This is a genomic window from Aquitalea sp. FJL05, assembly GCF_003852595.1.
In the GTDB taxonomy this organism is placed as follows: Bacteria; Pseudomonadota; Gammaproteobacteria; order Burkholderiales; family Chromobacteriaceae; genus Aquitalea; species Aquitalea aquatilis.
Genome location: NZ_QAJS01000009.1, coordinates 221,198 through 247,173 on the forward strand (window position 1 = coordinate 221,198; position 25,976 = coordinate 247,173).

The 25,976-nt window shown below is 59.0% G+C and carries 25 protein-coding genes; 5 read left to right on the plus strand and 20 right to left on the minus strand.

The window, feature by feature from the left end; genetic code table 11:
- Window positions 1-10: 10 nt before the first annotated feature.
- The gene (locus DBR44_RS09100) at window positions 11-1,345 is read right to left on the minus strand and encodes an APC family permease (protein WP_124643760.1); all 1,335 of its coding nucleotides are present in this window, start codon (window positions 1,343-1,345) and stop codon (window positions 11-13) included.
- 132 nt (window positions 1,346-1,477) lie between these two features.
- Window positions 1,478-2,293, minus strand: coding sequence for a carbon-nitrogen hydrolase family protein (locus DBR44_RS09105; RefSeq protein WP_124643761.1), 816 nt, complete (start codon window positions 2,291-2,293; stop codon window positions 1,478-1,480).
- 180 nt (window positions 2,294-2,473) lie between these two features.
- On the opposite strand from DBR44_RS09105, the gene DBR44_RS09110 reads away from it, so the two are divergent.
- Entirely contained in the window at window positions 2,474-3,250 is a 777-nt protein-coding gene (locus DBR44_RS09110; RefSeq protein WP_124643762.1) for a helix-turn-helix transcriptional regulator, read from the plus strand.
- Between the two features lie 119 nt (window positions 3,251-3,369).
- On the opposite strand, the gene DBR44_RS09115 is transcribed toward DBR44_RS09110, so the two are convergent.
- The 5 genes from DBR44_RS09115 to DBR44_RS09135 form a co-directional block, all read right to left on the minus strand.
- Entirely contained in the window at window positions 3,370-4,404 is a 1,035-nt protein-coding gene (locus DBR44_RS09115) for a fimbrial protein (RefSeq protein ID WP_158613585.1), read from the minus strand.
- 237 nt (window positions 4,405-4,641) lie between these two features.
- On the minus strand, window positions 4,642-5,688 hold the full coding sequence (locus tag DBR44_RS09120; RefSeq protein ID WP_124643764.1) for a fimbrial protein: 1,047 nt from the start codon (window positions 5,686-5,688) through the stop codon (window positions 4,642-4,644).
- Window positions 5,689-5,963: 275 nt separating this feature from the next.
- Complete coding sequence (gene mnmA, locus DBR44_RS09125; RefSeq protein WP_124643765.1) at window positions 5,964-7,040, minus strand: tRNA 2-thiouridine(34) synthase MnmA; 1,077 nt, start codon at window positions 7,038-7,040, stop codon at window positions 5,964-5,966.
- A complete protein-coding gene (locus DBR44_RS09130; RefSeq protein WP_124643766.1) occupies window positions 7,037-7,591 on the minus strand; it encodes a hypothetical protein in 555 nt (184 codons plus the stop codon). Before DBR44_RS09130 ends, mnmA begins: the two co-directional genes overlap by 4 nt.
- Window positions 7,592-7,614: 23 nt before the next feature.
- Window positions 7,615-8,061 carry an NUDIX hydrolase gene (locus DBR44_RS09135; RefSeq protein ID WP_124643767.1) on the minus strand — a complete coding sequence of 149 codons (447 nt, stop codon included), beginning with the start codon at window positions 8,059-8,061 and terminating at the stop codon, window positions 7,615-7,617.
- A gap of 81 nt (window positions 8,062-8,142) precedes the next feature.
- Between DBR44_RS09135 and DBR44_RS09140 the strand changes: the two genes are divergently transcribed.
- Window positions 8,143-8,343 (plus strand): (2Fe-2S)-binding protein, encoded by a 201-nt coding sequence (locus DBR44_RS09140; RefSeq protein ID WP_124643768.1) that lies wholly within the window; start codon window positions 8,143-8,145, stop codon window positions 8,341-8,343.
- A gap of 88 nt (window positions 8,344-8,431) precedes the next feature.
- Here DBR44_RS09140 and DBR44_RS09145 read toward each other — a convergent pair whose 3' ends face one another.
- Window positions 8,432-10,030: a YdgA family protein gene (locus DBR44_RS09145; RefSeq protein WP_124643769.1), complete on the minus strand. Its 1,599-nt coding sequence runs from the start codon at window positions 10,028-10,030 to the stop codon at window positions 8,432-8,434.
- Between the two features lie 143 nt (window positions 10,031-10,173).
- Here DBR44_RS09145 and DBR44_RS09150 point away from each other — a divergent pair, with 143 nt between their 5' ends.
- Complete coding sequence (locus DBR44_RS09150) at window positions 10,174-11,349, plus strand: fatty acid desaturase (RefSeq protein ID WP_124643770.1); 1,176 nt, start codon at window positions 10,174-10,176, stop codon at window positions 11,347-11,349.
- A 64-nt stretch (window positions 11,350-11,413) separates the two neighbouring features.
- Here the strand turns inward: DBR44_RS09150 and DBR44_RS09155 are convergent, their stop codons facing one another.
- From DBR44_RS09155 to DBR44_RS19490, 3 genes are all read right to left on the minus strand, one after another.
- On the minus strand, window positions 11,414-12,118 hold the full coding sequence (locus tag DBR44_RS09155; protein WP_124643771.1) for an MgtC/SapB family protein: 705 nt from the start codon (window positions 12,116-12,118) through the stop codon (window positions 11,414-11,416).
- Between the two features lie 126 nt (window positions 12,119-12,244).
- Window positions 12,245-13,885 carry an Nramp family divalent metal transporter gene (locus DBR44_RS09160; protein WP_124643772.1) on the minus strand — a complete coding sequence of 547 codons (1,641 nt, stop codon included), beginning with the start codon at window positions 13,883-13,885 and terminating at the stop codon, window positions 12,245-12,247.
- Window positions 13,886-14,210: 325 nt separating this feature from the next.
- On the minus strand, window positions 14,211-14,354 hold the full coding sequence (locus tag DBR44_RS19490; protein ID WP_158613586.1) for a hypothetical protein: 144 nt from the start codon (window positions 14,352-14,354) through the stop codon (window positions 14,211-14,213).
- 188 nt (window positions 14,355-14,542) lie between these two features.
- Between DBR44_RS19490 and DBR44_RS19930 the strand changes: the two genes are divergently transcribed.
- Together DBR44_RS19930 and DBR44_RS09170 are read left to right on the plus strand one after the other, a co-directional pair.
- Window positions 14,543-14,677: a hypothetical protein gene (locus DBR44_RS19930; RefSeq protein ID WP_255424580.1), complete on the plus strand. Its 135-nt coding sequence runs from the start codon at window positions 14,543-14,545 to the stop codon at window positions 14,675-14,677.
- Between the two features lie 399 nt (window positions 14,678-15,076).
- Window positions 15,077-15,424 carry a RidA family protein gene (locus DBR44_RS09170; RefSeq protein ID WP_059286794.1) on the plus strand — a complete coding sequence of 116 codons (348 nt, stop codon included), beginning with the start codon at window positions 15,077-15,079 and terminating at the stop codon, window positions 15,422-15,424.
- Between the two features lie 132 nt (window positions 15,425-15,556).
- On the opposite strand, the gene miaA is transcribed toward DBR44_RS09170, so the two are convergent.
- From miaA to tgt, 9 genes are all read right to left on the minus strand, one after another.
- Entirely contained in the window at window positions 15,557-16,534 is a 978-nt protein-coding gene (miaA, locus tag DBR44_RS09175; RefSeq protein ID WP_124643774.1) for a tRNA (adenosine(37)-N6)-dimethylallyltransferase MiaA, read from the minus strand.
- Between the two features lie 72 nt (window positions 16,535-16,606).
- Complete coding sequence (gene sbcB, locus DBR44_RS09180) at window positions 16,607-18,034, minus strand: exodeoxyribonuclease I (protein WP_124643775.1); 1,428 nt, start codon at window positions 18,032-18,034, stop codon at window positions 16,607-16,609.
- 81 nt (window positions 18,035-18,115) lie between these two features.
- Complete coding sequence (locus tag DBR44_RS09185; protein WP_124643776.1) at window positions 18,116-18,673, minus strand: thymidine kinase; 558 nt, start codon at window positions 18,671-18,673, stop codon at window positions 18,116-18,118.
- Window positions 18,674-18,698: 25 nt separating this feature from the next.
- A complete protein-coding gene (gene mutL / locus DBR44_RS09190) occupies window positions 18,699-20,612 on the minus strand; it encodes a DNA mismatch repair endonuclease MutL (protein WP_124643777.1) in 1,914 nt (637 codons plus the stop codon).
- Between the two features lie 78 nt (window positions 20,613-20,690).
- A complete protein-coding gene (locus tag DBR44_RS09195) occupies window positions 20,691-21,335 on the minus strand; it encodes a DedA family protein (protein WP_124643778.1) in 645 nt (214 codons plus the stop codon).
- Window positions 21,336-21,420: 85 nt separating this feature from the next.
- Window positions 21,421-22,356, minus strand: coding sequence for a protein translocase subunit SecF (gene secF / locus DBR44_RS09200; RefSeq protein WP_124643779.1), 936 nt, complete (start codon window positions 22,354-22,356; stop codon window positions 21,421-21,423).
- Between the two features lie 14 nt (window positions 22,357-22,370).
- Window positions 22,371-24,212 (minus strand): protein translocase subunit SecD, encoded by a 1,842-nt coding sequence (secD, locus tag DBR44_RS09205; protein WP_124643780.1) that lies wholly within the window; start codon window positions 24,210-24,212, stop codon window positions 22,371-22,373.
- A 67-nt stretch (window positions 24,213-24,279) separates the two neighbouring features.
- On the minus strand, window positions 24,280-24,603 hold the full coding sequence (yajC, locus tag DBR44_RS09210; RefSeq protein WP_124643781.1) for a preprotein translocase subunit YajC: 324 nt from the start codon (window positions 24,601-24,603) through the stop codon (window positions 24,280-24,282).
- Between the two features lie 130 nt (window positions 24,604-24,733).
- Entirely contained in the window at window positions 24,734-25,849 is a 1,116-nt protein-coding gene (gene tgt / locus DBR44_RS09215) for a tRNA guanosine(34) transglycosylase Tgt (RefSeq protein ID WP_124643782.1), read from the minus strand.
- Window positions 25,850-25,976: the final 127 nt, after the last annotated feature.

Below are 25,976 nucleotides of genomic sequence, written 5' to 3' on the forward strand. Positions count from 1 at the left end.
GTAGATGGAATCAGCCTTCGGCTTCGACAAAGTCCAGCTCTGGCGGCTCGCGACGGAAGAAGCCGGTGAGCTTGGCCAGGTAGGCAATCCCCACCGCCAGCCAGATCAGGCCCAGCGTGATGGCGCGGACATCCAGGCTGACCAGCAGCCACAGGTCGGCCAGCATGCCAATCAGCGGAAACAGCAGGAACAGGAAGAAGTCACGCGGTGAGCGGCGGCGCTGGCGCACATAGTAGTGGGCAATCACCGACAGGTTGACGAAGCTGAAGGCGAGGAAGGCTCCGAAGTTGATGAAGGAAGTGGAGGTGGTGACATCCAGCTTCAGCGCCAGCAAGGCCACCACGCCACAGATCACCAGATTGTTCACTGGCGTGCGAAAGCGCGCATGCAGCTTGCCGAAGATGGACTGCGGCAGCACCGCATCACGGCCCATGGCGTACAGCAGGCGCGAGGCACTGGCCTGCGCCGACAGGCCGGAGGCAAACTGGCCGATGATCAGGCCGATCAGAAAAATGCTGGCAAACAGGTCACCGCCGATATTCTTGGCAATCTCGAAGGCGGCATCATCCACACTCTTGAACTGGCTGGAGGGGTGGGCCAGCTGCACAAAGTACGATGCCACCACAAAAATCAAGCCGCCGATGATGGTAATCCACATGATGGCGCGCGGAATGGTGTGGCGCGCATCACGGGTTTCCTCGGTAAGCGTGCTGACCGCATCAAAGCCCAGGAAGGAGTAACAGGCCACGGCGGCACCAGCCATGATCATCGGCAGTTTCATGTCACTACGGAAAAACGGGGCCAGATTCCACAAGGGTTTGCTGGCGTCGCCGGCCACATAGTGGATGCACAGCACCACGAAAGCCAGCAGTACCCAAAATTGCAGCAGCATCATCAGGTAGTTGACGGTATTGGCCATCTTCAGCCCGACAATATTGATCAGCGTGGTGAATACGATGAAGGCAATCACCCACACCGCCATCGGAATGCTGGGGAAAGCCGAAGCCAGGTAGGCGGCACCGATCAGCCAGATGGCCATCGGCAGGAACAGATAGTCCAGCAATACCGCCCAGCCCACCAGAAAGCCCAGCTTGGCGTGGATGGACTTGCGGGTATAAGTGTAGGCCGAACCAGCCACCGGATAGGCTGCCGCCATGCGGCCATAGCTGTAGGCGGTAAACAGCATGGCCACCAGTGCCACCAGATAAGAAGCCGGCACCATGCCATCGGTCATTTGCGCCAGGATGCCAAAGGTTCCCAGCACGATGATGGGCGTCATGTAAGCCAGCCCGAACAGCACCACGGAGCCCAGCGTCAGCGAGCGCTCCAGTTGTTTCGTTTCCATTGTTTCTCCTTTGTCGCTCATGTTTGTGTTTGTTGTCATGAGCCTGTCTCTTTTGTATGTACTTCACCTTGTGGGCCGGGGTGTGCTTCCGGGCGGACGTGGCGCGTCCGGCTGACGGAGGCGACCCACTGCCTAGTGTTTGATGCGGAAGCTGCGCTGGCCGTGTTCTCCCGTGCTGATGCTGCCGGCGAGGGCAATGCGCCGGTCGTGCAGATAGCGGTAGTCGCGGCGGCTGGCTTGCAGCTGCGTCAGGTCCAGCGCAACACGCAATTGCTGTGGATCGCGCCCGCAGCTGGCCACCAGTTGACCAAAGGGGTTGATCACGGCGCTTTCGCCGGCAAACTGCAGGCCGTCGCCGCTACCGCAGCGATTGGTCATTACCGCAAACAGCTGGTTTTCCATGGCGCGGGCAGTAATCGCCGTGCGATGCACCGGGCCGTAGGGGTCCATATTGCCGTTGGTGACAATCAGCAGGTCCACCTCTTGCTGGGCCAGGGCGCGGGCGGTTTCCGGAAACTCGATGTCGTAACAGATGAGGATGCCGACGCGCAGGCCCTCCCACTCACAGCTCACCAGTGCATCGCCGGGGGTGAAAATGCCGTGGTCGGAAGCCCACAGATGGGTTTTGCGATAGGCCAGTGCCACGCCTTGCGGGGTAAGCAGGGCGGTGGTGTTGTAAAAGTGGCCGTCATGCGCCTCGGCAAAACCGATGGCGATACTGATGTTTTTGTCGCGTGCGGCCTGCTGGATGGCGCTGATGGCCGGGCCGTCAATGGGCTGGGCCAGGCTGGCGATATTGTCGGCGGTGGGAAAACCGGTGAGATAGGTTTCCGGGAAAACCAGCAGGCGGGTGTCCGGGCCGCAGCGGGCAATGGCCTCTAGGGCGCTGGCGGTGTTGGCCGGGATGTCGCCATCCACGCCAGGTAGTTGGGCCAGTTCTACAATCATGCTGTCTCCTTGTTTGGCTGTTGTCAGACTACATCGCCAGCGCAGCCCTGTTGGCGGCAGGGAGGCTGTTGGAGAGTCTGGAAGCGTGCTAGCTTGAGAGGCTGTCAGCGCAGGGCTCAGTATCAGCTGCTGTTAAGCGTATGAAAATTACATCAAGTGGGTAACCAGATTGGGGTAGTCATGGCATTGCAACTACAGGATATCGCCTGGCACCGCACGGTGGGGCGCTTGATTGATCAGCTGGACAAACCGGTATTCTGGCCGGCCTTGCTGGGTGTGCTGGCAGATTATGTGGCGTTTGACAGCTGGGTGGTATTGCTGTTTTTCCCCCAGCAGCCGCCGCAGGTACTGGCCGAGCAGGCCATGGCCGATGGTGGGGTGGATACGCTGTTCCAGGATTATCTGCAGGGGCTGTACCGGCTGGACCCGTTTTATGTGGCCAGCCTGGAGCATCGCCATGCCGGGCTGCTGCGGCTGGACGAGGTGGCACCGGATCGCTTTCCCTTTACCGACTACTACCAGCGCTATTTCAGCCTGAACATTGTCGAGGACGAAGTGCAGTTCAACCTGCCGCGTGAAGATGGCAGCACGCTATGCCTGTCGCTGGGAGCCGGCCAGCGCTTTTCACCGCAGCAGATGGCGACTTTGAGCCTGCTGCAGCCCTGGGTGGTGGCGCTGATGCGCCAGCGCCTGCACTTTGAACAAACGAGCACGGCCAAGCCGGTCGCCGTGCCACCTGCGACCGTGCATGGCGGGCTGGAAGGGCAGGGGGTGACGCTACGTGAGAACGAGGTGGCGCAGCTGATGCTGAGCGGGCATTCCAGCAAGGCCATTGCCCAGCGCCTGCAGATATCGGTGGAAACCGTGCGGGTACACAAGAAGCATCTGTACAGCAAACTGGGCATCAACTCACAGTCCGAGTTGTTCTCGGTATTCCTGCGCGCCAGTCGGGCATGAAAAAAGCCTGCGCGTGGCAGGCCTTGGGATATTTGGTGTGCTGGGTGATGTTGCCAGCCGGATAGATGTCGCACCGGCTTATTCTGACTTTGCAATAATCATGCTGTCGGTGCCAATGATTATTGATAGGAAAAAGTAAAAGAAGCCAGTGCCGTTAGCTTGCCTGCAATCAATGGACCGTTGGCGGTGCGAATATAGTTGACGCTGAATGGAAGCAAGATACTACCCGTAGTGTTACCGATTAATAGTTGATTGGTATTGCCAAGCACGTTGGAGTCAGGGCCAAATGATACGGCCTGGCCGTTTTGTTTGATCTGTAATGCGAGTCCCGAAGCGGTTGCGCCAGACTGTAGGCTCAGCATATTACCTGTCTGACCTGGATTATTGCTGTCTGTAAATGTGATATAGAGCTTGGTGGTTTGTGGGCAGTTCACTGGAATATTGAAGGGGGTATTCCCCGCAATATCACCAGGGGATGGCATGGCATTATTGTAAATGGCGGGTAGTGTGACATTAAGAGCGCTGCTGCTGACTGTACAGGTATTGACCTGGAAAGATGGCGCTGTCGGAGTGCTTAAGCTGTAGAGCAAGCCTTGTTTAGCATAGGATATACTGCCCTCGTAATCTGTCAGTAAAGCGATCGGGCTGATGGTACCACTTGAGATAGGCCCGGTTTTGACCAGATAAATCGTGTCAGTAAAGGTAGTGGTCATGGTGGCGGGAGGGGATGGTGGTGTAGGTAGGCCGCGTCCAACTCCGAGGGGGATATTGTTCAGTGGATATTGGGTCCAGATGGCGGTGCTGCCTGTCGCAGAGCTTAAATTATCCCAGCGTATGCCTATGCCGGGGGTTGTCGTGTTACGGACATTCGTGACGCTGCTGGCACCATAATCCACATTGTTTTTGGACGGATAGGCACGCCAGGAGGCATCAAGGCCGACAAAACCATGACTATCGCAGGTGACGGCTGTGCTGATTTTTGCACTAGCCAAGATGGTGCCGATGGGAAGGTCGCGTCCGATATTGATTAGCGGGGTAAAGTTAAGTAAACCATTACCACTGGCACTGCAATAGGCAGAAGTAATCGGGCTGAGGCAAAATAATAATACTGAGAACAGCCAACGGTGCGGTAAAGAAAATAGCGGTAATTTCATTGTCATCGCCTAGTGAATGGGCAGGGCAGAACTGTCTTTCATGACAGCTGGGCGATTGACAATATAGATACTGGTGATGGTTTTTTTGCTAAGAAATTTCTGTAGTTATCATGGCTGAAATGGACGAGGTGCGGTCGGATTGTTCTGTAGATGCAGCCAAGCCCTTGGTTGGCTGAGTGGCGTTACCGCTGTCTGTGGCGTATGGACGTGATCATCCGTCCAGCCTGTCTACGTCTGTTATTGATAAGAAAGGGTAAACGATGCAACGGCTGTCAGCGCTCCTGCAACTAATGGGCTGCTGGTGGTGCGGATGTAATTGACACTGAAAGGCAGTGAAATATTACCGGTAATGTCACCGATTAACAGTTGACTGGTATTGCCCAGTAGATTGGAGTCTGGGCCAAATGATACTGCCTGGCCATTTTGTTTGATCTGCAATGCCAGTCCCGATGCGGTCGAGTCAGGCTTCATGCTCAGGATATTGCTGGTTTGACTTGGGTTGCTGGTGTCGGTGAACGTGATATAGAGCTTGGTTGTTTGCGGACAGGACAGCGTGATATTGAAAGAGGTATTTCCCGTGGTGTCGCCGGGAAATGGCAGGGTATTCGTGTAGATGGGTGGCAACGTGACATTAAGGGCGTTGCTGTTGACTGAGCAGGTATTGACCTGGAAGGATGGTGTGGTCGCTGTGTTCAAGCTGTAGAGCAAGCCTTGCTGGGCATAACTCTGGGCACCTTCATAATCCATCAGCAAGGTGATTGGGCTCAGGGTGCCGCTACTTATTGCTCCGGTTTTGACCAGATAAATCGTGTCGGTAAGGGTGGTGGTGGTGGAAGAGCTTATTGATGGCGGAGTAGGCAGGCCACGGCCAACGCCGACGGGAATATTGTTGACTGGATATTGGGTCCACGTTACGGTAACACCTGTTGCAGAGCTTAAGCTATCCCAACGCATACCTATGCCAGGCGTTGTCGTGTTGCGGACATTCGTGACACTGCTGGCCCCATAGTCCACATTGTTTTTGGATGGATAAGTGCGCCATGAGGCATCTACACTACCTGCTGCGGTAAAACCACGACTATCGCAGGTGATGGCCGTGCTGATTTTTGCACTGGCCAGAATGGTGCCGATGGGGAGGTCGCGTCCGATATTGACTGTGGGGCTGAAATTGAGTGTGCCGCTACCACTTTTGCTGCAATAGGCGTGGGCAAGCGAACTGAAAAGTAGCAGTCCGATAACAAGTAGGCCCTTGTGTAGGCAAAGCATCTTTCTTTTCATCAGCATTGCCTTTCCTTCAGAGTTTTACCTGTACGGGAAGGATGGTAAATAAATATTTCAGTATGGTTTTGGTATCAGTGCTTGTTCAGGGGCAATATCATATTAAGTCCGTCTTTGATAGGTTGATCAGCTCAGACTATAGGACTCTGCATCTTGATTTTAGCTAAGAAATTGCCGAAGTGAAGTTACAGCGTGAAGGGTACTGCGGAGGGTGGGGGAAGGCTATTGCGCTAAAGGCTGGTGAGGTAGGCCGGTAGTTTTTGCTACCGGCCATATTTCGTTTATTGGATGATGCCACCGCCCAGGCAGATATCGCCGTCGTATAGCACGGCGGACTGGCCGGGGGTGACCGCCCACTGTTTTTCGCGGAAGGTCAGCGTAGCCTGGCCATCCACTACCGGGGACAGTGAGCAGGCTGCATCGGCCATGCGGTAGCGGTTCTTGGCCGCGTACTCGCCGGCTGCCGGTGCGCCATTCAGCGTCCACGACAGGTCGCTCATCGCCAGCGTGGGCTTGAGCAGCAGCGGGTGGTCGTGACCCTGCACCACGATCAGCTTGTTGCCCGGAATATCCTTGCCGGCGACAAACCACGGCTCGCCATTGCCATCCTTGCTGCCGCCTATGGTTAGGCCCTTGCGCTGGCCCAGCGTGTAGTACATCAGCCCCATGTGCTCGCCGACCACCTTGCCATCCGGCAATATCATCTGGCCCGGCTGGGTAGGCAGATAGCGTTGCAGGAATTCACGGAAGGGTCGCTCGCCGATGAAGCAGATACCGGTGGAGTCCTTTTTGGCTGCAGTCGGCAGCCCGGCTTCCTCGGCCAGCTTGCGTACCTCGGTCTTGCGGATGTCGCCCAGCGGGAACATGGCACGCGATAGCTGGTGTTGTTGCAGGCGATACAGGAAGTAGCTTTGGTCCTTGGTGTGGTCCACCGCCTTCATCAGGTAGTGCAGGCCGTCGCGCTCCATTTTGCGGGCATAGTGGCCGGTGGCGATGCAGTCGGCGCCCAGTTCCAGCGCGTAGTCCAGAAAGGCCTTGAACTTGATTTCGGCATTGCACAGCACGTCCGGATTAGGGGTGCGGCCAGCCGAGTATTCCTTGAGGAAGTACGAGAACACGCGGTCCTTGTATTCCTTGGCGAAGTTGACGATTTCCATGTCGATGCCGACGATGTCGGCCACGCTCATGGCATCCAGCGCATCCTGCTTGATGGAGCAGTATTCGTCGTCGTTGTCGTCTTCCCAGTTCTGCATGAATACGCCGATGACTTCATGCCCCTGCTGCTGCAGCAGCCAGGCGGTTACCGACGAATCCACACCGCCGGACATGCCGACGACAATACGTTTCTTACCCGTCACGGGGAAAATCCTTCTTTCCAGAGAGCCAGGGGCACCACGACCGGTGGTTCCCCGAATGAATTGAACCAGCTGTCCACCACCCATTCCTGGCCGGTGTCCTGCTCGATGATGTGGCTGGCAAAATGCTGAGCCACCAGATAGCGGGTGCGGCGCACGATGGCGTCGACCCGGTGAAAATGCAGCCAGCCCTGTGCCGCCAGATAGTGCAGAAAGGCCGAGTCGTTATGGCTGTGGTCTATGCAGTCCATGCGGCCATCGGCATCGTTGTCGAAACGATCGGCACCCTTGTCGTGCCAGAGGGGGCTGTCCTGAGCCGCCAGCAGATACAGCGCCTGCACCGCGTGCTGGATCTGGCTGCGTTCGATGGTGGCGTCATGCAGGTCGTCAAACAGTCCGGCCAGCCAGTCGCGGGCCTCGCCAGAAATTTCCATTTCCAGCTGTTTGGCGCAGCCGTAATCATAACAGAGCTGCAAAGGCTCCGCATGCGCGGCCCCTGCGGTCATATCCAGCAGCGTCAGCACGAACAGGAAACGATAGAGCAGATGGCGCAAGGGTTTCTCCCTTGCCGCCCGTTTCAGGGTTGATGATGGATCAGATCCAGAGCGAAACGTTTACCCAGCCGGTAGTCATCCAGACAGTGCATGACTACCGGGCTGCGGTGTTGCGACAGGCGGGCGGCGATCTCATCGTAGGTAAGCCAGTGCGCGCTGACAATGCCTGTGTCGAGTTTTTCTGCCGGATGATGGCGAATGGCCCGTGCAGCAAAGGCAAAGCGCAGCCAGGTAATGTCGCTGTCGGGCTTGTCCACCATATAGATGCCGACCAGGTGTTGTAATTCCACCTCCCAGCCGGTTTCTTCGCGCGTTTCGCGGATGGCGGCGGCAAACAGGCTTTCGCCATGTTCCAGATGCCCTGCCGGCTGGTTGAAACGCAGGCCGTATTCGGTTTCTTCTTCCACCAGCAGATAGCGGCCATCTTGCTCAACGATGGTGGCGACTGTGGTATTGGGTTTCCATTGCATGACGCTTACCTCAATCTAATTGACAATCGTTATTATTTGAAAATACTATATCGATAATTATTCTCATTTCAGGTTGCTGCCATGTATGTCTGCTTGTGCAATGCCGTCACCGATAGCCAGATCCGCCGTGCGGTGGAAGACGGCGCCACCCGCATGTGCGATTTGCGCACCGAGCTGGGCGTGGCAGCCGATTGCGGCAAGTGTGCCTGCTGTGCCAACCAGCTGCGTAAGGAAACCCTGCAGCAACTGGGTGCTGGCCATCCGGCACGGGTAGCGGCCTGATTCGGCTCGTAGTGCTGATCGTGTCGGTTTAATATCGGCGGGAATGAAAAAGGGGGCGTTAGCCCCCTTTGTTACGTCGGTCACCCGCTTATTTGGCGGCGCTGGCAGCTTTGGCTGCTGGTGCTGAGGCGGTCGGGGCCGGGTCTTCCTGCTCTTCCCATGGCAGGTTGACCTTCTTGCTGTTGATGGCCAGGTTGCCACCCTTGTAGTTGAGCTGGGTGGAAATCTGCCCCTTGTCTTCGTTGATGAACTTTTCGTCCTTCCATTGCGCCAGCTGGCTATCCAGCAGACTGCGCGCCAGATCTTCCACTTCGCTCATGTTCGGCTGCACTTCGGCGCTCTGGTCCACCATGAACAGGGTGCGCGCCTGGGCAACCACCAGGTTTTCCAGCGTCTTGCGCGGCAGGCTGAGCTTGGCCTCAACTTCAAAGCGCTTGAGGAAGGCCGTGGAGTTGTTCAGGTCTGCTTCCTGCAGGCCATTCAGGCCCAGACTGCCTTGTAGCGTGGTTTCGCCACTGGGCATCTTCAGGTAGAAGTCGTTGATCACCAGCTTGGGATTGTTGGTCAGCAGCGGAATGCCGGTGTGCTTGATGGTGTCGATGTACTGCTTGCGCAATACTGCCGGGTCCACGCCTTCGAACGGAATCTGGCTGATGGCCTGATCCAGCTTCAGCAAGGTGGGGCCGTGCAGGTGGTTGGCCGACACATCCAGCCGCAACGGGCCATAGCGCTGGTCGTTGTAGTTGAATTCGGCAAAATCCAGCTTGCCGCGGGTATTGATGAATTCATCCTGTTCGCTGCTGACAATCTGGTAGCGGAAGTTCTTCAGCGACACGGCCGATGGCTTGAATTCGCCGGACGGGTTGATGAATTCGCCCACACGCATGCGCGTCATCAGGTAGACCAGTTCGTTCAGCTTGATGCTGTAGGGAACGCTGTCCTTCCAGTTGAGCTGCACATTGCCCACGGTCAGTTCGCTGGTGCCCAGCTTGATGCCGGTGCTGCCAGGGCGGATGTCCGAGACATAACGCACGCCGTCAAAGGCGAGGCTGCCCTTGCTGGAGGCTTCCAGCAGGAAGCCCGGCGAATTGGCTTCGGTCTTGTATTCCTTGTAGCCCGATGCATAGTCCAGCTTCAGGTCGAAGCCTTTCCATTTCATCTTCACCCCGGACAGGGTCTCTTCGTAATCGAAGGACGGAATGTTGACGTTCAGTTCGCCGCCGCCGCCAAAGCCCAGCCGGTTGGTGACGGTAATCGGGTCCTTGTCGCCAAAAAAGGTCTTGAGCGTCTTGCGGGTGGCATCGCTCATGGCAAATTCCGTGGTGACCAGCGCCCGCGCAGGACGGAAGTCCAGGCTGGACAGGCCGGGGAAGGGGCCATGCTTGATGTGGTGGGTGAACTTGATGGTGGAGTTCAGCAGCGGCTTGAAGTTGTCCGGCAGCATGTTTTCATACGGCCCGGACAGGCGGCGGTTGAACTCCAGCTCGGTGGTTTCGGTGGAGGAGAACCAGCCACGGTCATAGCTGTGGGACTTCACCTTGAACAGCGGCAGGCTGGCCAGCATCTTGTGCTGTTCCTCCAGCGTGTCCTCGGCTTTCATGCCAGCCCAGAAGGCGGCGGCCCCATTGAACACCAACAGGCCACCCAGAGTGGCTCCCGCAATAATCAGACGTCGTTTTGGCAACACAAGCGTTTTTCTGAAGGGTGTGTGGAATAAGGCCCTATGGTACACCAAGCGCGCCACAAGTCGAACCGTAGAAAACAGTCTGACACTGTTGGATCAATTAGTTAAAATGGAGGATTGTCCAAATTACAAGGTTGCCGGCCCTCATGCATTGGCTTAACGGTTTGCTTGATCTCCCGTGGTGGGGATATATCGTTGCTGCACTGATCCTGACGCATATCACCATTGTGTCGGTCACCATCTTCCTGCATCGCCATCAGGCGCACCGCGCGCTGGACCTGCATCCGCTTGCCAGCCACTTTTTCCGTTTCTGGCTGTGGCTGACCACTGGCATGGTCACCAAGCAGTGGGCGGCCATTCACCGTAAACACCATGCCAAGTGCGAAACCGCAGAAGACCCGCACAGCCCGCAGATTCTTGGCATCAAGAAAGTACTGTGGGAAGGGGTGGAGCTGTACCGCGCCGCCTGCAAGGACCAGTCCATCATGGACAAGTTTGGCCATGGCACACCGGACGACTGGCTGGAGCGCAAGTTGTATGCGCCGCATTTCGGCAAGGGCATCATCTTGATGCTGGCCATCGACCTGTTGCTGTTTGGCCCGGCCGGTCTGTCGATCTGGGCGGTACAGATGCTGTGGATTCCCTTCTGGGCCGCCGGTGTCATCAATGGCCTGGGTCACTGGTGGGGCTATCGCAACTTCGAAAACGAAGATGCCTCTACCAACCTCATTCCCTGGGGCATCATCGTGGGCGGCGAAGAGCTGCACAACAACCACCACACTTTCGGCACCTCGGCCAAGCTGTCTTACAAGTGGTATGAGTTTGATATTGGCTGGATGTATATCCGCCTGCTGGAAATTTGCCATCTGGCCAAGGTACGCCGGGTGGCACCGCGCCTGGCGCAGGATGCCAGCCGGACGCAGCTGGATCTGGAACATCTGCAGGCCATCATCTCCAACCGCTACGCCATTGCCTCGCGCTACGCCCGCGAGCTGAAAGAGGTGTATCGCAGCGAGCTGGAAAAAATCAGCTTGCCGGACATGGATGATATGGCGCGCAAGATGAAGGTATGGCTGAAGCAGGATGCCAAGGACACGCCGTCTTGCGACAAGGCGCAGCTGGCTGTGGTGCTGCAACATAGCGAAACCTTGCATACCGTCTACACCATGCGTCAGGAGCTGTGCCGGCTGTGGGAGCGTTCCTCGCTCAGCCGCGAACAGTTGCTGCATGAGCTGCAGGACTGGTGTGTGCGGGCCGAGCAGTCCGGGATTGCCGCACTGGAGCGTTTTGCCCAGAGTCTGCGCATGACGGCGCTAGCTTAAACAGCAGCTTTGCCGCACACAGAAAATCCCGCCGCTGGCGGGATTTTTCATGGGCAGGACAGTATTACTCGGTAATGCTCTGGTTCCAGTAGGCCTGCTTGATATAGGGCTTGGCGGCCAGTTGGGTGGCAATCTGCTCCAGCACTGCCGAATCGGCCGATGTCGACAGCAGGGTGGCAGTGATTTCCACATCATCATCGCCAAACGGCTCGACATTCATATCGCCCAGCGGGTACTGCGCCTGCTCCAGCAACTGGTCGATCAGGGTGAAGGCCAGTTTCTGCTGTTCCTCAGCGCTGATTACACAAAGCTGGTAGGTGACTTCGCTGTGCTCATCGTCCAGCGGTGTGCGGTTGATTGAATTCACCACCGGCCGCAGCAGGGTGTTGGCCGCGAGTACAAATACGGCGTCCAGCAGCGCAGCATCCAGCAGGCCGGCCCCGGCGCAGGCTCCGGCCGCGGCCGAGCCCCATAGCGTGGCGGCAGTATTCAGGCCACGCACATTCAGCCCTTCTTTCATGATGGTGCCGGCACCCAGAAAACCCACGCCAGATACCACGTATGCCACCACGTGGGTGGCACCGTCATTGCCGCCCAGCCGCATGGCGAGATCAACAAAGGCCGCCGCGCCCACGGCGACCAGGGCATTGGTACGCAGGCCGGCGGTACGCTGGCGCACCTGGCGTTCGTAGCCGATGGCTGAGCCGAGCACAAAGGCCGTGACCAGCGCAATAAAGGAATGGGTGAAAGTGGCAAAGTCGAAATGCATGTGCTCTCCTGCTGTCGGTTTCCGCCTGATGGATATAACAGATGACGATTGCAAGCTGGTGAATGAGCGGCACGCCGCCGGGGGTGCCGCTCCGCTTTGGCAGGCAAGGGTGCCTGCCGGCAGGGTTCAGACCAGGGAAATGATCACCTTGTAAATCACCATGCCCATGGCGACGAGCAGATAAGTCCGTAGTACCGACATCCATAGCTTGTTGCGGCTGGACAGTACCATGGGTTTCAGCTTGTCCAGTGCCGGCATGCGCCAGTCATGGCGATGCTGTACATCGCGCTTGTGCGCTTTGTGATTGGCCTGCTGGCCCCTTTCCATTTCTTCGCGGGCATGCAGCACATTCACGGCAATGGCAATGATCAGGCCCAATACGCTACCGCCAATCAGGATGTTGCTGATGGTTTCGCTGGAGATGTCGGGGAATACCACCGCAGCAGTCAAGATGACCGATAGCAGCACCAGTACGGCCACAATGGCGGCGGCAATCAGGTTGGTCAGGCGGTTGTTGACCCAGGGGCCCAGTACTTCCTTGTCATTGCACAGAATCAGCAGGAATACCACGGCGCTGGGTAGCAGTACGCCGGCCAGCGTCTGCACGGCATTGGTCAGCAGGCCCAGCGGTACGCCCGGCAGCAGCACCAGCGCAGCTGCCAGGATGATCAGGCCGCAGTACATGGCATAAAAGCCCTTGGCATCCCCCGGCTTGCGATGCAGCGAGTGCTTCAGACTCAGTACATCGCCCAGGGCATAGGCGGTGGACAACGATACCGCCATGGTGCCGATGATGCTGGCGTCGATCAGGGCAATGGCAAACAGCACCCCAGGCAGGCGGCCATAGTATTTGGCAAGGCCGGCACAGATGGCCCCTGCATCCTGGAAATTGCCGAATTCCGGGTGGCCCATGAAGATTTTTGCGGTGAAGGAAATCATTGCCACCGCCCCGACAATCACCAGCACAATGCCCAGCCACAAGTCGGCACGTTCATACTTGATGAAGCGCGGGGTGATGCGTTTGTCGATGATATAGCTTTGCTGGAAGAACAGCTGCCAGGGGGCAACCGTGGTGCCAACAATGCCGATGATCAGCAGCATGACGTCGGACAGCTTGCCGCCTGGTGGCATCTGCGGCACGACAAAGTCGTGGGCAACCTGGCTGAGCGGCGGGTGCACCATCACGAAAATGGGGACGAGGATCAGGCTGCCGAATACCAGTAGCAGCGAGAAGCGCTCGAAGCGGCGGAAATCCCCGGTGCTGGCGGACAGCATGATGAACAGCGCGGCCAGCAAGACACCGGTGATCTTGGATACGCCGAGAAAGTCCATGCCCAGGCTGATGCCGATGAATTCGGTGACGATGGTCAGCGCATTGAGCAGGAGCAGGTCGATGGCGCTGAATGCACCCCAGAATTTGCCAAAGCGCTCCAGAATCAGCCGGGCATGGCCCACGCCGGTTACCGCGCCCAGGCGCAATACCATTTCCTGGCTGATGTAGATGACCGGAATCAGCAGGGCCAGCGTCCATAGCAGCGAGGTGCCGTAGTTCTGCCCGGCCTGGCCGTAGGTGCTGAAAGCGCCTGCATCGTTATCGCCGACCATCACGATGAGGCCGGGGCCAAGGATGGCGAGCAGGGTTTTGAATTTGGCCATCCAGCCCTTGCGGGCGACAGTGTCGTCGTGGTGGATGGTGCCGAATGCCCCCTTGATATCGCCCACGTGGGCGCTATCCAGCACGGCTGCCTGGTTTTCGTTTTTGGACATGCAATACTCCCTGGGTATGCTTTTTGCAAGCATTAGGCAGCAGAAGCCGGCAGTTCTGAGCGCATAGATGTGTTTTCTTGTGTGCGGACAAGAGAAGATATCTAGGCATCCTGAAACAGGGCAATCGCTGCAAGATCAATATGGTGTGGCCGGGAAGGCCGGCGTGCGGGGAGGTCGCACTGAAGGAAGGGAGGCGGACAGGGGGGAAGAGGTTGGTGGTTAGCGCACCCTCATCCGGCCTGGCGGCACCTTGCCGCTCAGTACGACCGCGCTACTGGGGTAGGGGTCCATGTTTATCCTTTCTTTGCCAGCAAGCTGGGCAATTTCAATGAAAAAACTTCAGTTTCAGTGCCTGCAGCTTGCTGGCGAGGCAGGCCCACAGGCTTTCGTCTTCTTGGTACAGCTTGAAGTTGTCCGGCAGGGTGACTTCGCGCTCCTGGCTGGAGGAAAGCAGCATGGCGTAGTGCATGATCAGACTCCTGGAGTATTCCGGGTAGTGCTTGATCGCGATCATCTCAGGCGATGGTGGCACTTCCCGTTTGGCAAAATGGCGTAACGGTACGGCAATCACATCGACAACTGTCAGATGGCATGGCGGCTCCTTTCCGTCGCGTGGACGCGGCTGGGTAAAGTATTGCTGCCCGTCAGCCTGAATGTATGTCCTGGCTGATCGGTGTGCGTCGTGAGCAAGCGCTGCGCAATGTCATGCGCAAGCCGGCTGTTGAGGCAGATCAGGCGGCGATGCGCTATCGGGCCGAATACGCCGCATTGGCTGGTATGCAAAAGCCATAGGCCGGCTTGCCAGGCAAAGAGGGCAGAGCGCAAGGCTGAACTACTGGTTTTTGGGGGTGTGCTGCAAGAAAACTGGAAGCGCACCGGCCTGCTTATTCGGCAGAACGGCGGCGAAGGAATACGACGCGTGTCTTACCGAGTAAACTGAAAACGTTGTTGACGACTCTGGCAGTCCAAGGCAGTAAACCTGAAAAATGGAATAGGCCGGATTCTATTCCCATGCTTTTTGCCATATCAACGCTGCTTTTATATTTTTTTGCACATTCGACAAAATAGCGCCCGGCAAGCCGGACTGAAGGGCGATTCATGCCTGTGTGCTATTGAAAACAGGCTTTCAGTCAGCTGTATTCTCGGTAAAATCGCTGTTTTACCCACCATCCGTAGCAAGAGGGAAGCAGCATGAGCATCTATCGTCACAAGCAGGGCGCACGTCTGGCCGAGGCGGCCGTTTGCAATGGCATGATTTTCCTGGCTGGCCAGGTACCGGAAAACACCGAGGCCGATGCCCAGGCGCAGACTGCCAATGTGCTGGCCCAGATTGACACCCTGCTGGCCGAGCTGGGTTCGGACAAAAGCAAGATTCTGGATGTGACCATTTTCCTGGCCAGTCTGGCCGATTACGACGCCATGAACGCCGCCTGGGATGCCTGGGTGCCGGCTGGCAATGTGCCGGCCCGTGCCACGGTGGAGGCCAAGCTGGCCAACCCGGCGTGGAAAGTGGAAATCAAGCTGGTGGCTGCCAGCTAAGCCGTATTTGGCTGAAGATGAAAAAACCCGCTGCGGCGGGTTTTTTCTTGTCTGCTGCTGGCCGACTGAGAGCGGCTAAACATGGGGCCGCGTCCCTGGGGTAATGCAGCAGCCGGTTTTTGTTGGCAGCTCTTAAAAGCTGCCGGGATAGCGCAGGCTGTCCGCCAGCGGCTGGCCGGCGATGAAATCGCTACAGGCCTGCAATACGCTGTCGGCCAGGTCGGCGCGCTGGGCGCTGACCGGAATCACCGGCAGGCTGCGCATCCAGGTGAGCTGCCGTTTGCACAGCTGGCGGGTGGCCGCCACGCCGCGTTCGATGAATTCGGCTTCGCTGCATTGGCCGTCCAGATACTCCCAGGCCTGGCGGTAGCCGACGCAGCGCATCGAGGGCAGCTCGGGCGTGAGTGTCGGGTAGTCCTGGCGCAGGCGGCGTACTTCGCCGAGAAAGTCCTGCTGCAGCATCAGGTCGAAGCGCTGGGCAATGCGCTGGTGTAGCCAGCTGCGCTCCTCCGGCACCAGTGCCAGCGGCAGGCAGTTAAAGTCGGCCGCAGCTTCCTTGCCACGGGCAATCAGGCTGGACATGGTCTGGCCGCTGATCAGGCAGATTTCCAGCGCGCGGTGAATGCGTTGTGCGTCGTTGGGATTGAGGCGGGCGGCGGTGTCCGGGTCCAGCTCGGCCAGCCGGGCGTGCATGGCTGGCCAGCCGATGGTGCCGGCTTCGGTATCCAGTTCGGCGCGCAGTGCGGCGTCGGCTTGTGGCAGGTCGGACAAGCCTTCCAGCAGCGCTTTGTAATACAGCATGGTGCCACCGACCAGCAGCGGCATATTGCCACGGCCACGGATTTCGTGGATCAGTCGGTTGGCATCGGCATGAAACTGGGCGGCGGAATAAGTTTCCAGCGGGCTGATGATGTCGATCAGGTGATGCGGGCAGGCCGCCATTTCCTCGGCACTGGGCTTGGCGCTGCCGATGTCCATGCCGCGATACACCAGGGCCGAATCCACGCTGATGATTTCCACCGGGAAATGGCGGGCCAGCTCTAGCGCGAGGCCGGTCTTGCCGGAGGCGGTGGGGCCCATCAACAGGATGGCGTCGGGTGTCTGTGACATGGTGTGGTCTTTAGTGCTGGCAGGGTCCGGGGCGGGATTGTCGCACAGCTGTAGCCGCCCCGGAACCTCCTGTTAGTGGTTTTGCGGCAGCAGGCTGGCCGCGTAACTATCCAGTTGTTGCAGGATGGCGTGTTGGGCCGGCGTCAGCTCGCGCTCGCGTGCCGCTGCCATCTCCTGCTGGAATTGCGCCAGACTGCGGCCACCCAGCCCTTCATCCAGCTTGTACCGACACCATTGCTGCCAGCGCTGGCTCTCCTCGCCAGACAGGCTGCTGGGAAAGTTGCGCGCACGGTAGCGGAACAGCAGCTCGCCCAGCTGGGCATCTTCAAAAAAGGCCATTTCGCTGGTGAGCTGGGCGGCACATTTCAGTCGCAGCTTGTTCAGCACCTTGCGGTCGTTGTTGCTGACAAAGCCGCCATACAGGTTTTCGTCCACATCACGCGCCTCGCCCGCTTCGCGGCGGTAGACCTGGCGCCAGATGGGGCTGAGGTCGGGCAGGACCGCGGCGCTGGCGGCATGGGTCTCAATCACCGCCATGTCCACGCCCCAGTGTGTGGCGCGATCTGCACTCAGCACCTTGAGATTGGCGACGACGAAGGGGGACTTGTTGATGTGGATGGTCTTGAGCGGCAGCCGTGTCATGCCTTCTGGCAGATCTTCGCTGCGGGTATAGATGCGCTGGCGGATGGTGTCGGCGCTCAGGCCGCGCAGCATGGCCGGGTCGAAAGCCAGGTCCCACACAATCACTTCATTGCCATTGGTGGGGTGCTGGGCCAGTGGCCAGACAATCGCCATATTGCCGCGCTCCACACCATACATGCCGGACACATGCAGCAGCGGGCGCGGCTGGTGCAGGTTCAGCTGCGCCTTGACCGCGTCTTTCTTGCGCAGGGTGAGATAGTAGTCGAACAGCTTGGGCTGCTTTTGCTTGATCAGCCTGGCCAGCGCAATGGTGGCGCGCACATCGGACAGCGCATCGTGGGCGGCTTCGTGCGCCAGGCCATTGGCGGTGGACAGGTGTTCCAGCTTGAAGCTGGGGCGGCCATCTTCGTGCTGCGGCCATTCGATGCCTTCCGGGCGCAGCGCGTAGGTGGCGCGCACCAGATCGAGAATGTCCCAGCGGCCACACTGGTTCTGCCATTCGCGCGCATAGGGGTCGATCAGATTGCGCCAGAACAGGAAGCGGCTGACCTCATCGTCGAAGCGCAAGGAGTTGTAACCCACACCGATGGTGCCCGGCGCGGCCAGTTCGCGTTCAATCACGCCGGCGAATTCATGCTCGGCCACGCCATGGGCCTGGCAGTGTTGCGGCGTGATGCCGGTGAGCAGACAGGCTTCCGGCGCTGGCAGGTAATCGGGTGCCGGCTGGCAGTACAGCATCACCGGTTCGCCGATTTCGTTCAGCTCGGCATCGGTACGTATCCCGGCAAACTGCGAAGGGCGATCCTGGCGCGGCACGGCGCCAAAGGTTTCATAGTCGTGCCAGAAAAAAGTATGCATGGAGGCTGTCACTCGGTGGGTGGCCGGGCCTTGAGTGTGGCAGCGATGTGCCCACGGGCCAAGGCGCGGCGGTGGGCGGCCTCAGTCTGCCTGATGAAAACAGCGGCCGCAGACGGCGCGATAGCGTGCTTCGCCGCCAATCTCCACTTGCGGGCCCTCTACCACCCGGCTGCCATCGGCATTGATGCGGATATGCATGGTGGCCTTCTTGCCGCAGGTGCAGATGGTCTTGATTTCTTCAATCTCCTCGGCGCGGGTCAGCAGCCAGGTGGAGCCGGGGAAGGGGTGGCCCTGAAAGTCCACCCGCAGGCCGAAGCAGATCACCGGGATATTGCGGGTATGCGCCAGCCGATGCAGCTGACACACCTGCTGTGGGCTGAGAAATTGCGCTTCATCCAGCAGCAGGCAACTGATGCCGGCAAGGTCTGCGGCCAGGAAGTCGGTATGGTCGGCAAAGGTGCGGGCCTGGCGCTGGATGCCCAGTCGCGAGGAAATCATGCCCACGCCGAAGCGGTCGTCGATGGCGGCGGTATACAGCGCCACCTGCTTGCCCATGCTCTCGTAATTATTGGCGATTTGTAGCAGCTGGGTGCTCTTGCCGCTGTTCATGGCGGCGTAGCGGAAAAACAGTTTGGCCATACGTCTGTTTCAAATAAAAAGTGGTTCAGCGCCCGCGCATGAACAGATTGTCGAGGTCCTTCATGCCCAGTCGCGACCAGGTGGGGCGGCCGTGATTGCACTGGTTGGAGCGCTCGGTGTTTTCCATGTCACGCAGCAGGGCATTCATTTCAGTCAGCGTCAGCTGGCGGTTGGCACGTACTGCGCCGTGGCAGGCCATGGTGGCCAGCAATTCGTTGCGCCGTTCGGTCAGCACCTGGCTGAGGCCGAATTCGCGCACATCCTTGAGCACGGCCCGCGCCAGATCCACCGGGTTGCCATCCTGCAGCCATACCGGCACGCCGCGCACGGCAATCTGGGTGGGGGAGAGCGGAGCCAGCTCCACGCCCAGCTGTTTCATCTGCTCGCCATGCTCGTGCACCGTGGCCACTTCCATGCGGTCGGCGGCAAAGGATACCGGCAGCAGCAAGGGTTGCATGGGGATGATGTCGGCTTCCAGCGCGGTTTTCAGCCGTTCGTAGACAATGCGTTCGTGAGCGGCATGCATGTCCACCACGATCAGCCCGTCTTCGCACTGACTGAGGATATAGACGCCGTGCAACTGGGCCAGGGCAAAGCCCAGCGGCGGAATGCCTTCACTGGCTTGTGGCAGTGCCTGCAACTGGGCCGGCGACAGCATGGCTGGCAGGTTGTCGCTAGCTGGCGTGCTGCGGTTTTCTTCTTCGCGCAGGCCGGAGAACATCTTGTCGTAGGTGCCGATGGCCTCGCGTGCCACATGCAGCGGGATGCTCTGCTGCTGATAGCTGAAGGGGCGCACCGGGGTATGGCCGCTGGCACTGCTGGCGGGCGTTGCGGCCGACAGAGGGGCGCGCGGCGGAAACAGGGCTGCTTGCGGTTCGGCTGCGGAGCGGCTGCCTTGCATGGTGTCCTGATTGATCTCGCCCTGGGCTGGCACGGGGGAACTGCTGCCCGCGGTGGTGGCGGCCAGTGCCTTGTTGATGCTGTGGAACAGAAACTGGTGGATGGCCTGGCTTTCGCGAAAGCGCACCTCGATCTTGGTGGGGTGCACATTCACATCCACCCCGGCCGGGTCCATCGACAGGAACAGTGCATACACCGGGTGGCGGTCGTGATGCAGTACATCGCGGTAGGCCTGGCGCAGCGCATGCTGGGCGGTCTTGTCGCGCACGAAGCGGCCATTGACGTAGAAATATTGGGCGTCGCGGCTGGCCTTGGAATAAGTGGGCGAGCCAACAAAACCGCTCAGCGTCATGCTGCCAGCGGAGGTCTCCACCGCAATGGCTTCGCTGATGAAATCCTTGCCCAGCAGTGCGCCAACACGCTCGGCCAGGTCTTGCGCCGGCAAGCGCCAGATTACCTTGCCATTGTGGCGCAGCAGAAACTCGACTTGCGGATGCGCCAGGGCAATGCGTTCGAAAGTGGCTTCGCAGTGGGCGTATTCGGTGTTTTCACTCTTGAGGAATTTGCGCCGCGCCGGGGTGTTGAAGTACAGGTCTACCACTTCCACACTGGTGCCCGCCGCGTGGGCGGCCGGTTCCACCGGGTGCAACTGGCCATCGATGGCGATGATCTGGTAGGCGTGGCTGCTGTCAGCCGGCCGGCTGGTCAGGGTGAGGCGCGATACCGAGGCCACGCTGGCCAGTCCCTCACCACGAAAGCCCAGGGTGCCGACCTGTTCCAGGTCATCCAGCGAGGCAATCTTGCTGGTGGCGTGGCGGTCCAGTGCCAGCGGCAGATCATCGGCGGTAATGCCGCTGCCGTTGTCGGTGACGCGAATCAGCTTGATGCCGCCCTGGGCCAGGTCGACCGTGATCTTGCTGGCACCGGAGTCCAGGCTGTTTTCCAGCATTTCCTTGAGGGCGGAGGCGGGGCGTTCCACCACTTCGCCAGCGGCGATCTGGTTGACGAGGTGATCTGGGAGCTTGTGAATGCGTTTCATATGCAGGCCATGATAGTGCCGGACTGGCTGAAAGGGTAGGGCAATACTCCCGCCACCGTTGGCGGGAGTAGGCAAGGCTTACTGGCGTTGTGCCGCGCGCTTGTGGCGCCATACTTCGATGATGGCCGGCAGGAAGGAGACGAAGATGATGCCGAAAATCAGGTATTCCAGATTCTTGCGAATGAAGGGCAGATTGCCGAAAAAATAACCAGCATAGCAGAAGCCGGCTACCCACAGCACGGCACCGGTCACGTTGTACAGCGTGAACTGGCGGTAGCCCATGCTGCCAATGCCGGCCACAAAGGGCGCAAAGGTACGGATGATGGGCACGAAGCGGGTAAAGATGATGGTCTTGCCGCCGTGCTTGTCGTAGAAAGCATGGGTCTTGGCCAGGTATTCCGGCTTGATCAGCCGCGGGAAACGCTGCAGCAGGCTCGCGCCCAGATGCCGGCCGATGGCGTAATTGACGCTATTGCCCAGAATGGCGGCCAGTGTCAGCAACAGTACCAGCAGGTGGGCGTCCATCTTGCCCATGGCCGCCAGTGCACCGGCAACGAACAGCAGCGAGTCGCCCGGCAGGAAGGGGGTAACCACCAGCCCGGTTTCGCAAAAGATGATGAGAAACAGGATGGCGTAGATCCACACTCCGTACTGGACGACCAGCTGGGTCAGGTGGACATCGATATGCAGGATGAAGTCGAGCAGGAAAGTGATGGCTTCCATGAGTCACCGTCGTGGTTGGCTGTAGGCGGATAAAAAACCGGCCGGACAAGCCGGCCAGTGTGTATTGCTTAGGACGTGCTCTGCTTCAGACCACGGCTTCCTCTTTCGATTTGACCGGCTTGACCATGTGCTCGCGGCTGACACCCAGCCACAGCGCGATCGGGCTGGCGACCAGTACCGAAGAGTAAATACCGAAGATGATGCCGATGGTCAGTGCCATGGCAAAACCATGCAGTGCCGGGCCACCGAAAACCAGCATCGACACCACCATCATCTCGGTCGAGAAGTGGGTGATGATGGTACGGCTCATGGTGGCGGTAATGGCGTTGTCGATGATGCTGGCGGTGGTCTTGCCACGCAGGCCCGGCTTGCGGAAGTTCTCGCGGATACGGTCGAACACCACCACCGATTCATTCACCGAATAGCCCAGCACCGCCAGCACGCCGGCCAGTACGGTCAGCGAGAATTCCCAGCGGAAGAAGGCAAAGCAGCCGAGGATGATCACCACGTCGTGCATGTTGGCAATGATGGCCGACACGGCGAAGCGCCATTCGAAGCGGATGGCCAGGTAGGCCATGATGCCCAGACACACCAGGATGGCGGCGGTCAGGCCGTGGGTCACCAGCTCCTCACCCACGCTGGGGCCGACAAAATCGACCTTGCGCAGTTGCACGGTGCTGTCCTTGGCCTTGAGCAGGCTCATCACCTTTTCCGACAGCTGGGCGGAAGTGGTGCCCGGCTTGTTCGGCAGGCGAATCATGACATCGCTGCTGCTGCCCAGGCTTTGTACCGTAGCCTCACCCAGCTTCAGACTGTCGACCGAGTCGCGGATCAGATTCAGGTCGGCCGATTGCTGGTATTGCACTTCCAGTACCGTGCCGCCAGTGAATTCCACACTGTAGTTAAGACCGCGCGTGGCCAGGAAGAACACGGCAAGAATGAAGGTGACCAGCGAAATTGCCGTGGTCAGCTTGCCGTAGCTCATGAACGGGATGTCCCGTTTGATGCGGAAAAGCTCCATGATCTGTCCTGTCCTTATTTCTCAGGTTTCCACACCTGGCCAATGGCCAGCGAGGTCAGTTTGCGACGGCGGCCGTACCACAGGTTCACCAGGCCGCGCGAAACCAGCACTGCCGAGAACATCGAGGTCAGAATGCCGATGCAGTGCACCACGGCAAAGCCACGTACCGGGCCGGTGCCGAAAATCAGCAAGGCCAGGCCGGCGATCAGGGTGGTGACGTTGGAGTCCAGAATGGTGGCCCAGGCGTGGCCGTAACCGGCCTGGATGGCCGAGTGCGGCGGTACGCCATTGCGCAGTTCTTCGCGGATACGCTCGTTGATCAGCACGTTGGCGTCAATCGCCATACCCAGTGCCAGCGCAATGGCGGCGATGCCGGGCAGGGTGAGGGTGGCCTGCAAAATGGACAGAATGGCCAGCAGCAGGAACACGTTGACGGCCAGCGACAGGGCAGAGAACACCCCGAACACGCCGTAGTAGATCACCATGAACACCGCGATGGCGGCAAAGCCCCACAGGGTGGAGTGGAAGCCCTTCTCGATGTTTTCCTTACCCAGGCTCGGGCCGACAGTACGCTCTTCGATGATGTTCATCGGCGCGGCCAGCGAACCGGCACGCAGCAAGAGGGCGGTGTCATTGGCTTCGGCCGGGTTCATGCTGCCGGAGATCTGTACACGGCCACCACCGATTTCCGAGCGGATAACCGGAGCGGTCACCACTTCGGCACGGCCTTTTTCCACCAGAATCATCGCCATGCGCTTGCCGATGCTTTCAGCAGTCACCTGACGGAAGATGGAGGCACCAGTGGAATCCAGATTGATGTGGACTGCCGGTGCGCCGTTTTCATCAAAGCCGGCTTGCGCGTCGTTGATGTTGTCGCCGGTCAGCTCGACATCTTTTTTCACCAGAATCTTGCTGGCGCCATGCGAGGTGGCTTCGTCCAGCAGGTCGTAACCAGCCGGAATATTGCCGGCCAGCGCGTCGCTGACCTTGCCCTGGTCGTCTTCCACCATGCGTACTTCCAGCGTGGCAGTACGGCCGATGATGTCCTTGGCGCGGGCGGTATCCTGGATGCCCGGCAGCTCGACCACGATGCGGTTGGGGCCAGCCTGCTGGATGATGGGTTCGGACGTGCCCAGTTCATTCACCCGGTTGTGCAGGGTGGAGATGTTCTGTTTGACGGCATCGCCCTGAATCTTGGTGACTTCTTCCGGCTTCAGGGTGGCGGTCAGTTTGTAGGCGGCATCATCACTGCTCACCACCAGGGTGGGCAGGGTGCGGCTGACCACATTTTGCGCGGCCTTCAGGGTGTCGGCATCACGCAGCTGCACTTCCAGCACATTGCCGTTGCGCTTGATGCTGCCGTAGCGCACCTGCTTGTTCTTCAGCTCGCGGCGGATGTCGCCGGCGTAGCGTTCCATGGTCTTGTCGATGGCCGCCTGCATGTCCACCTGCAGCAGGAAGTGCACGCCACCGCGCAAATCCAGACCCAGGAACATGGGGTAGGCTTTCAGGTCGGCCAGCCACTGCGGCGAGGCCGGCAGCAGGTTGAGCGCGATGATGTAGCTGTCGCCCAGCGCGTGCTGGATGGCATCACGCGCCTTGATCTGGGTGTCGGCATCCTTGAAGCGGATCTTCAGGCTGCTGCCGTCCAGGTACAGACCGTCCGGGCTGATGTTCTGGGCTTTCAGTGCCTCTTCCACGCGGCCCATCAGGGCGGTGTCCACGGTGATGGACTGGCGGGTGCTGGAGACCTGTACCGCAGGAGTCTCGCCGTAGAAGTTGGGTAGCGTGTAGATCGTGGCAATGATCAGGGCTACCGCAATGACGAGGTATTTCCAGAGAGGATAGCGGTTCATGAGTGATATCGGAGGTAGGAAACGAAACTGACCGCCCGGCTTGCGGGCCGGGCGGCCGTCCTGGGGATTACAGGGACTTCAGCGTGCCCTTTTCCACCTTGCCGGTAACGGCCGGGCGCTGCACATTGATTTCCACGCCATTGGCGATTTCTACGGTCAGGAACTGCTCGCCGGTCTTGACGACGCGGCCCAGAATGCCACCCTGGGTAACTACTTCATCACCCTTCTGGATTTCCGACAGCATCTTCTGATGCTCTTTCATTTTCTTCTGCTGCGGACGAACCATCAGGAACCAGAACAGTACGAAAATGACGATCATCGGCAGGAAAGACATGATGTCAAAACCGCCCGGTGCGGTGCCAGCGGCGAAAGCCTTGTCAATAAAGGGCATGGATTTGCTCCCTTGTTATAGTGTTGATGGTGAAACAAACGGGCCATTGTAGCCACGCTGCGTGTCTTTTCCAACCTTCCGGCCTGAACGCAGGCTCAGACCGCTTGGCGAAGTGGCAGGTTCCCGCGCTTTACGACACGCCGCGTGCGCGCTTGTCGGCGAACTCCAGGCGGAAGTCTTCGAAGCGGTCTTCCTCGATGGCCTTGCGCATTTCGCGCATCAGCTCCTGGTAGTAGTGCAGGTTGTGAATGGTGTTCAGGCGTGCGCCCAGAATCTCACCCACGCGGTGCAGGTGATGCAGATAGGCGCGGCTGAAGTTGCGGCAGGCGTAGCAGGCGCATTCTTCGTCCAGCGGCTTCTTGTCATCCTTGTAGCGTGCGTTCTTGATCTTGATGTCGCCGTGCTGGGTGAAAATCCAGCCGTTGCGGGCATTGCGGGTGGGCATCACGCAGTCGAACATGTCGATGCCGTTGGCCACGCCATGCACTAGGTCTTCCGGTGTGCCCACGCCCATCAGATAATGCGGCTTGTCGGCCGGCAACATGCCGTTCAGCTCGTTGAGCATGCGGTACATTTCCGGCTTGGGTTCGCCCACCGACAGGCCGCCGATGGCGTAGCCGTCAAAGCCAACCTGCAGCAAGCCTTCCAGCGATTCCTGGCGCAGGTCGGTGTACAAATTGCCTTGCACGATGCCGAACAGCGCATTGGGATTTTTCAGATCGTCAAAGGCGCGACGCGAGCGCTCGGCCCAGCGCAGGCTCATTTGTAGCGATTTTTGCGCGGTAGCATGATCCACCTGCCCCGGCGTGCATTCATCCAGCTGCATCACGATGTCGGAGTTGAGCACGGTCTGGATTTTCATCGAGATTTCCGGGCTCAAGAACAGCTTGTCGCCATTGATGGGGCTTTGGAAGGTGCAGCCTTCCTCGGTCAGCTTGCGCATGTCGGACAGGCTGAATACCTGGAAGCCACCCGAGTCGGTCAGGATGGGTTTGTCCCAGCCGATGAAGTCGTGCAGGCCGCCGAATTGCTCGATGACCTCCAGCCCCGGGCGCAGCCACAGGTGGAAGGTGTTGCCCAGAATGATCTGCGCGCCGATATCGTTCAGCTCCACCGGGCTCATGGCCTTGACCGAGCCGTAGGTGCCCACCGGCTGGAAAACCGGGGTTTCCACGGTGCCGTGGTTGAGTTCCAGAGTCCCGCGGCGTGCACCGCCGGACGTTTTGTGTACGGTAAACTTCAGCATATGGTGTATTTGTTATGCAAAATCAGCGCGCTAGTATACAGGAAGCAGGCGGCTACGGTGTTTTTGCTAAAAATGGCCTTGCTTTTTTCGGGCGTCATCGCTAGTATTGCCAACTCGACGACAGGCA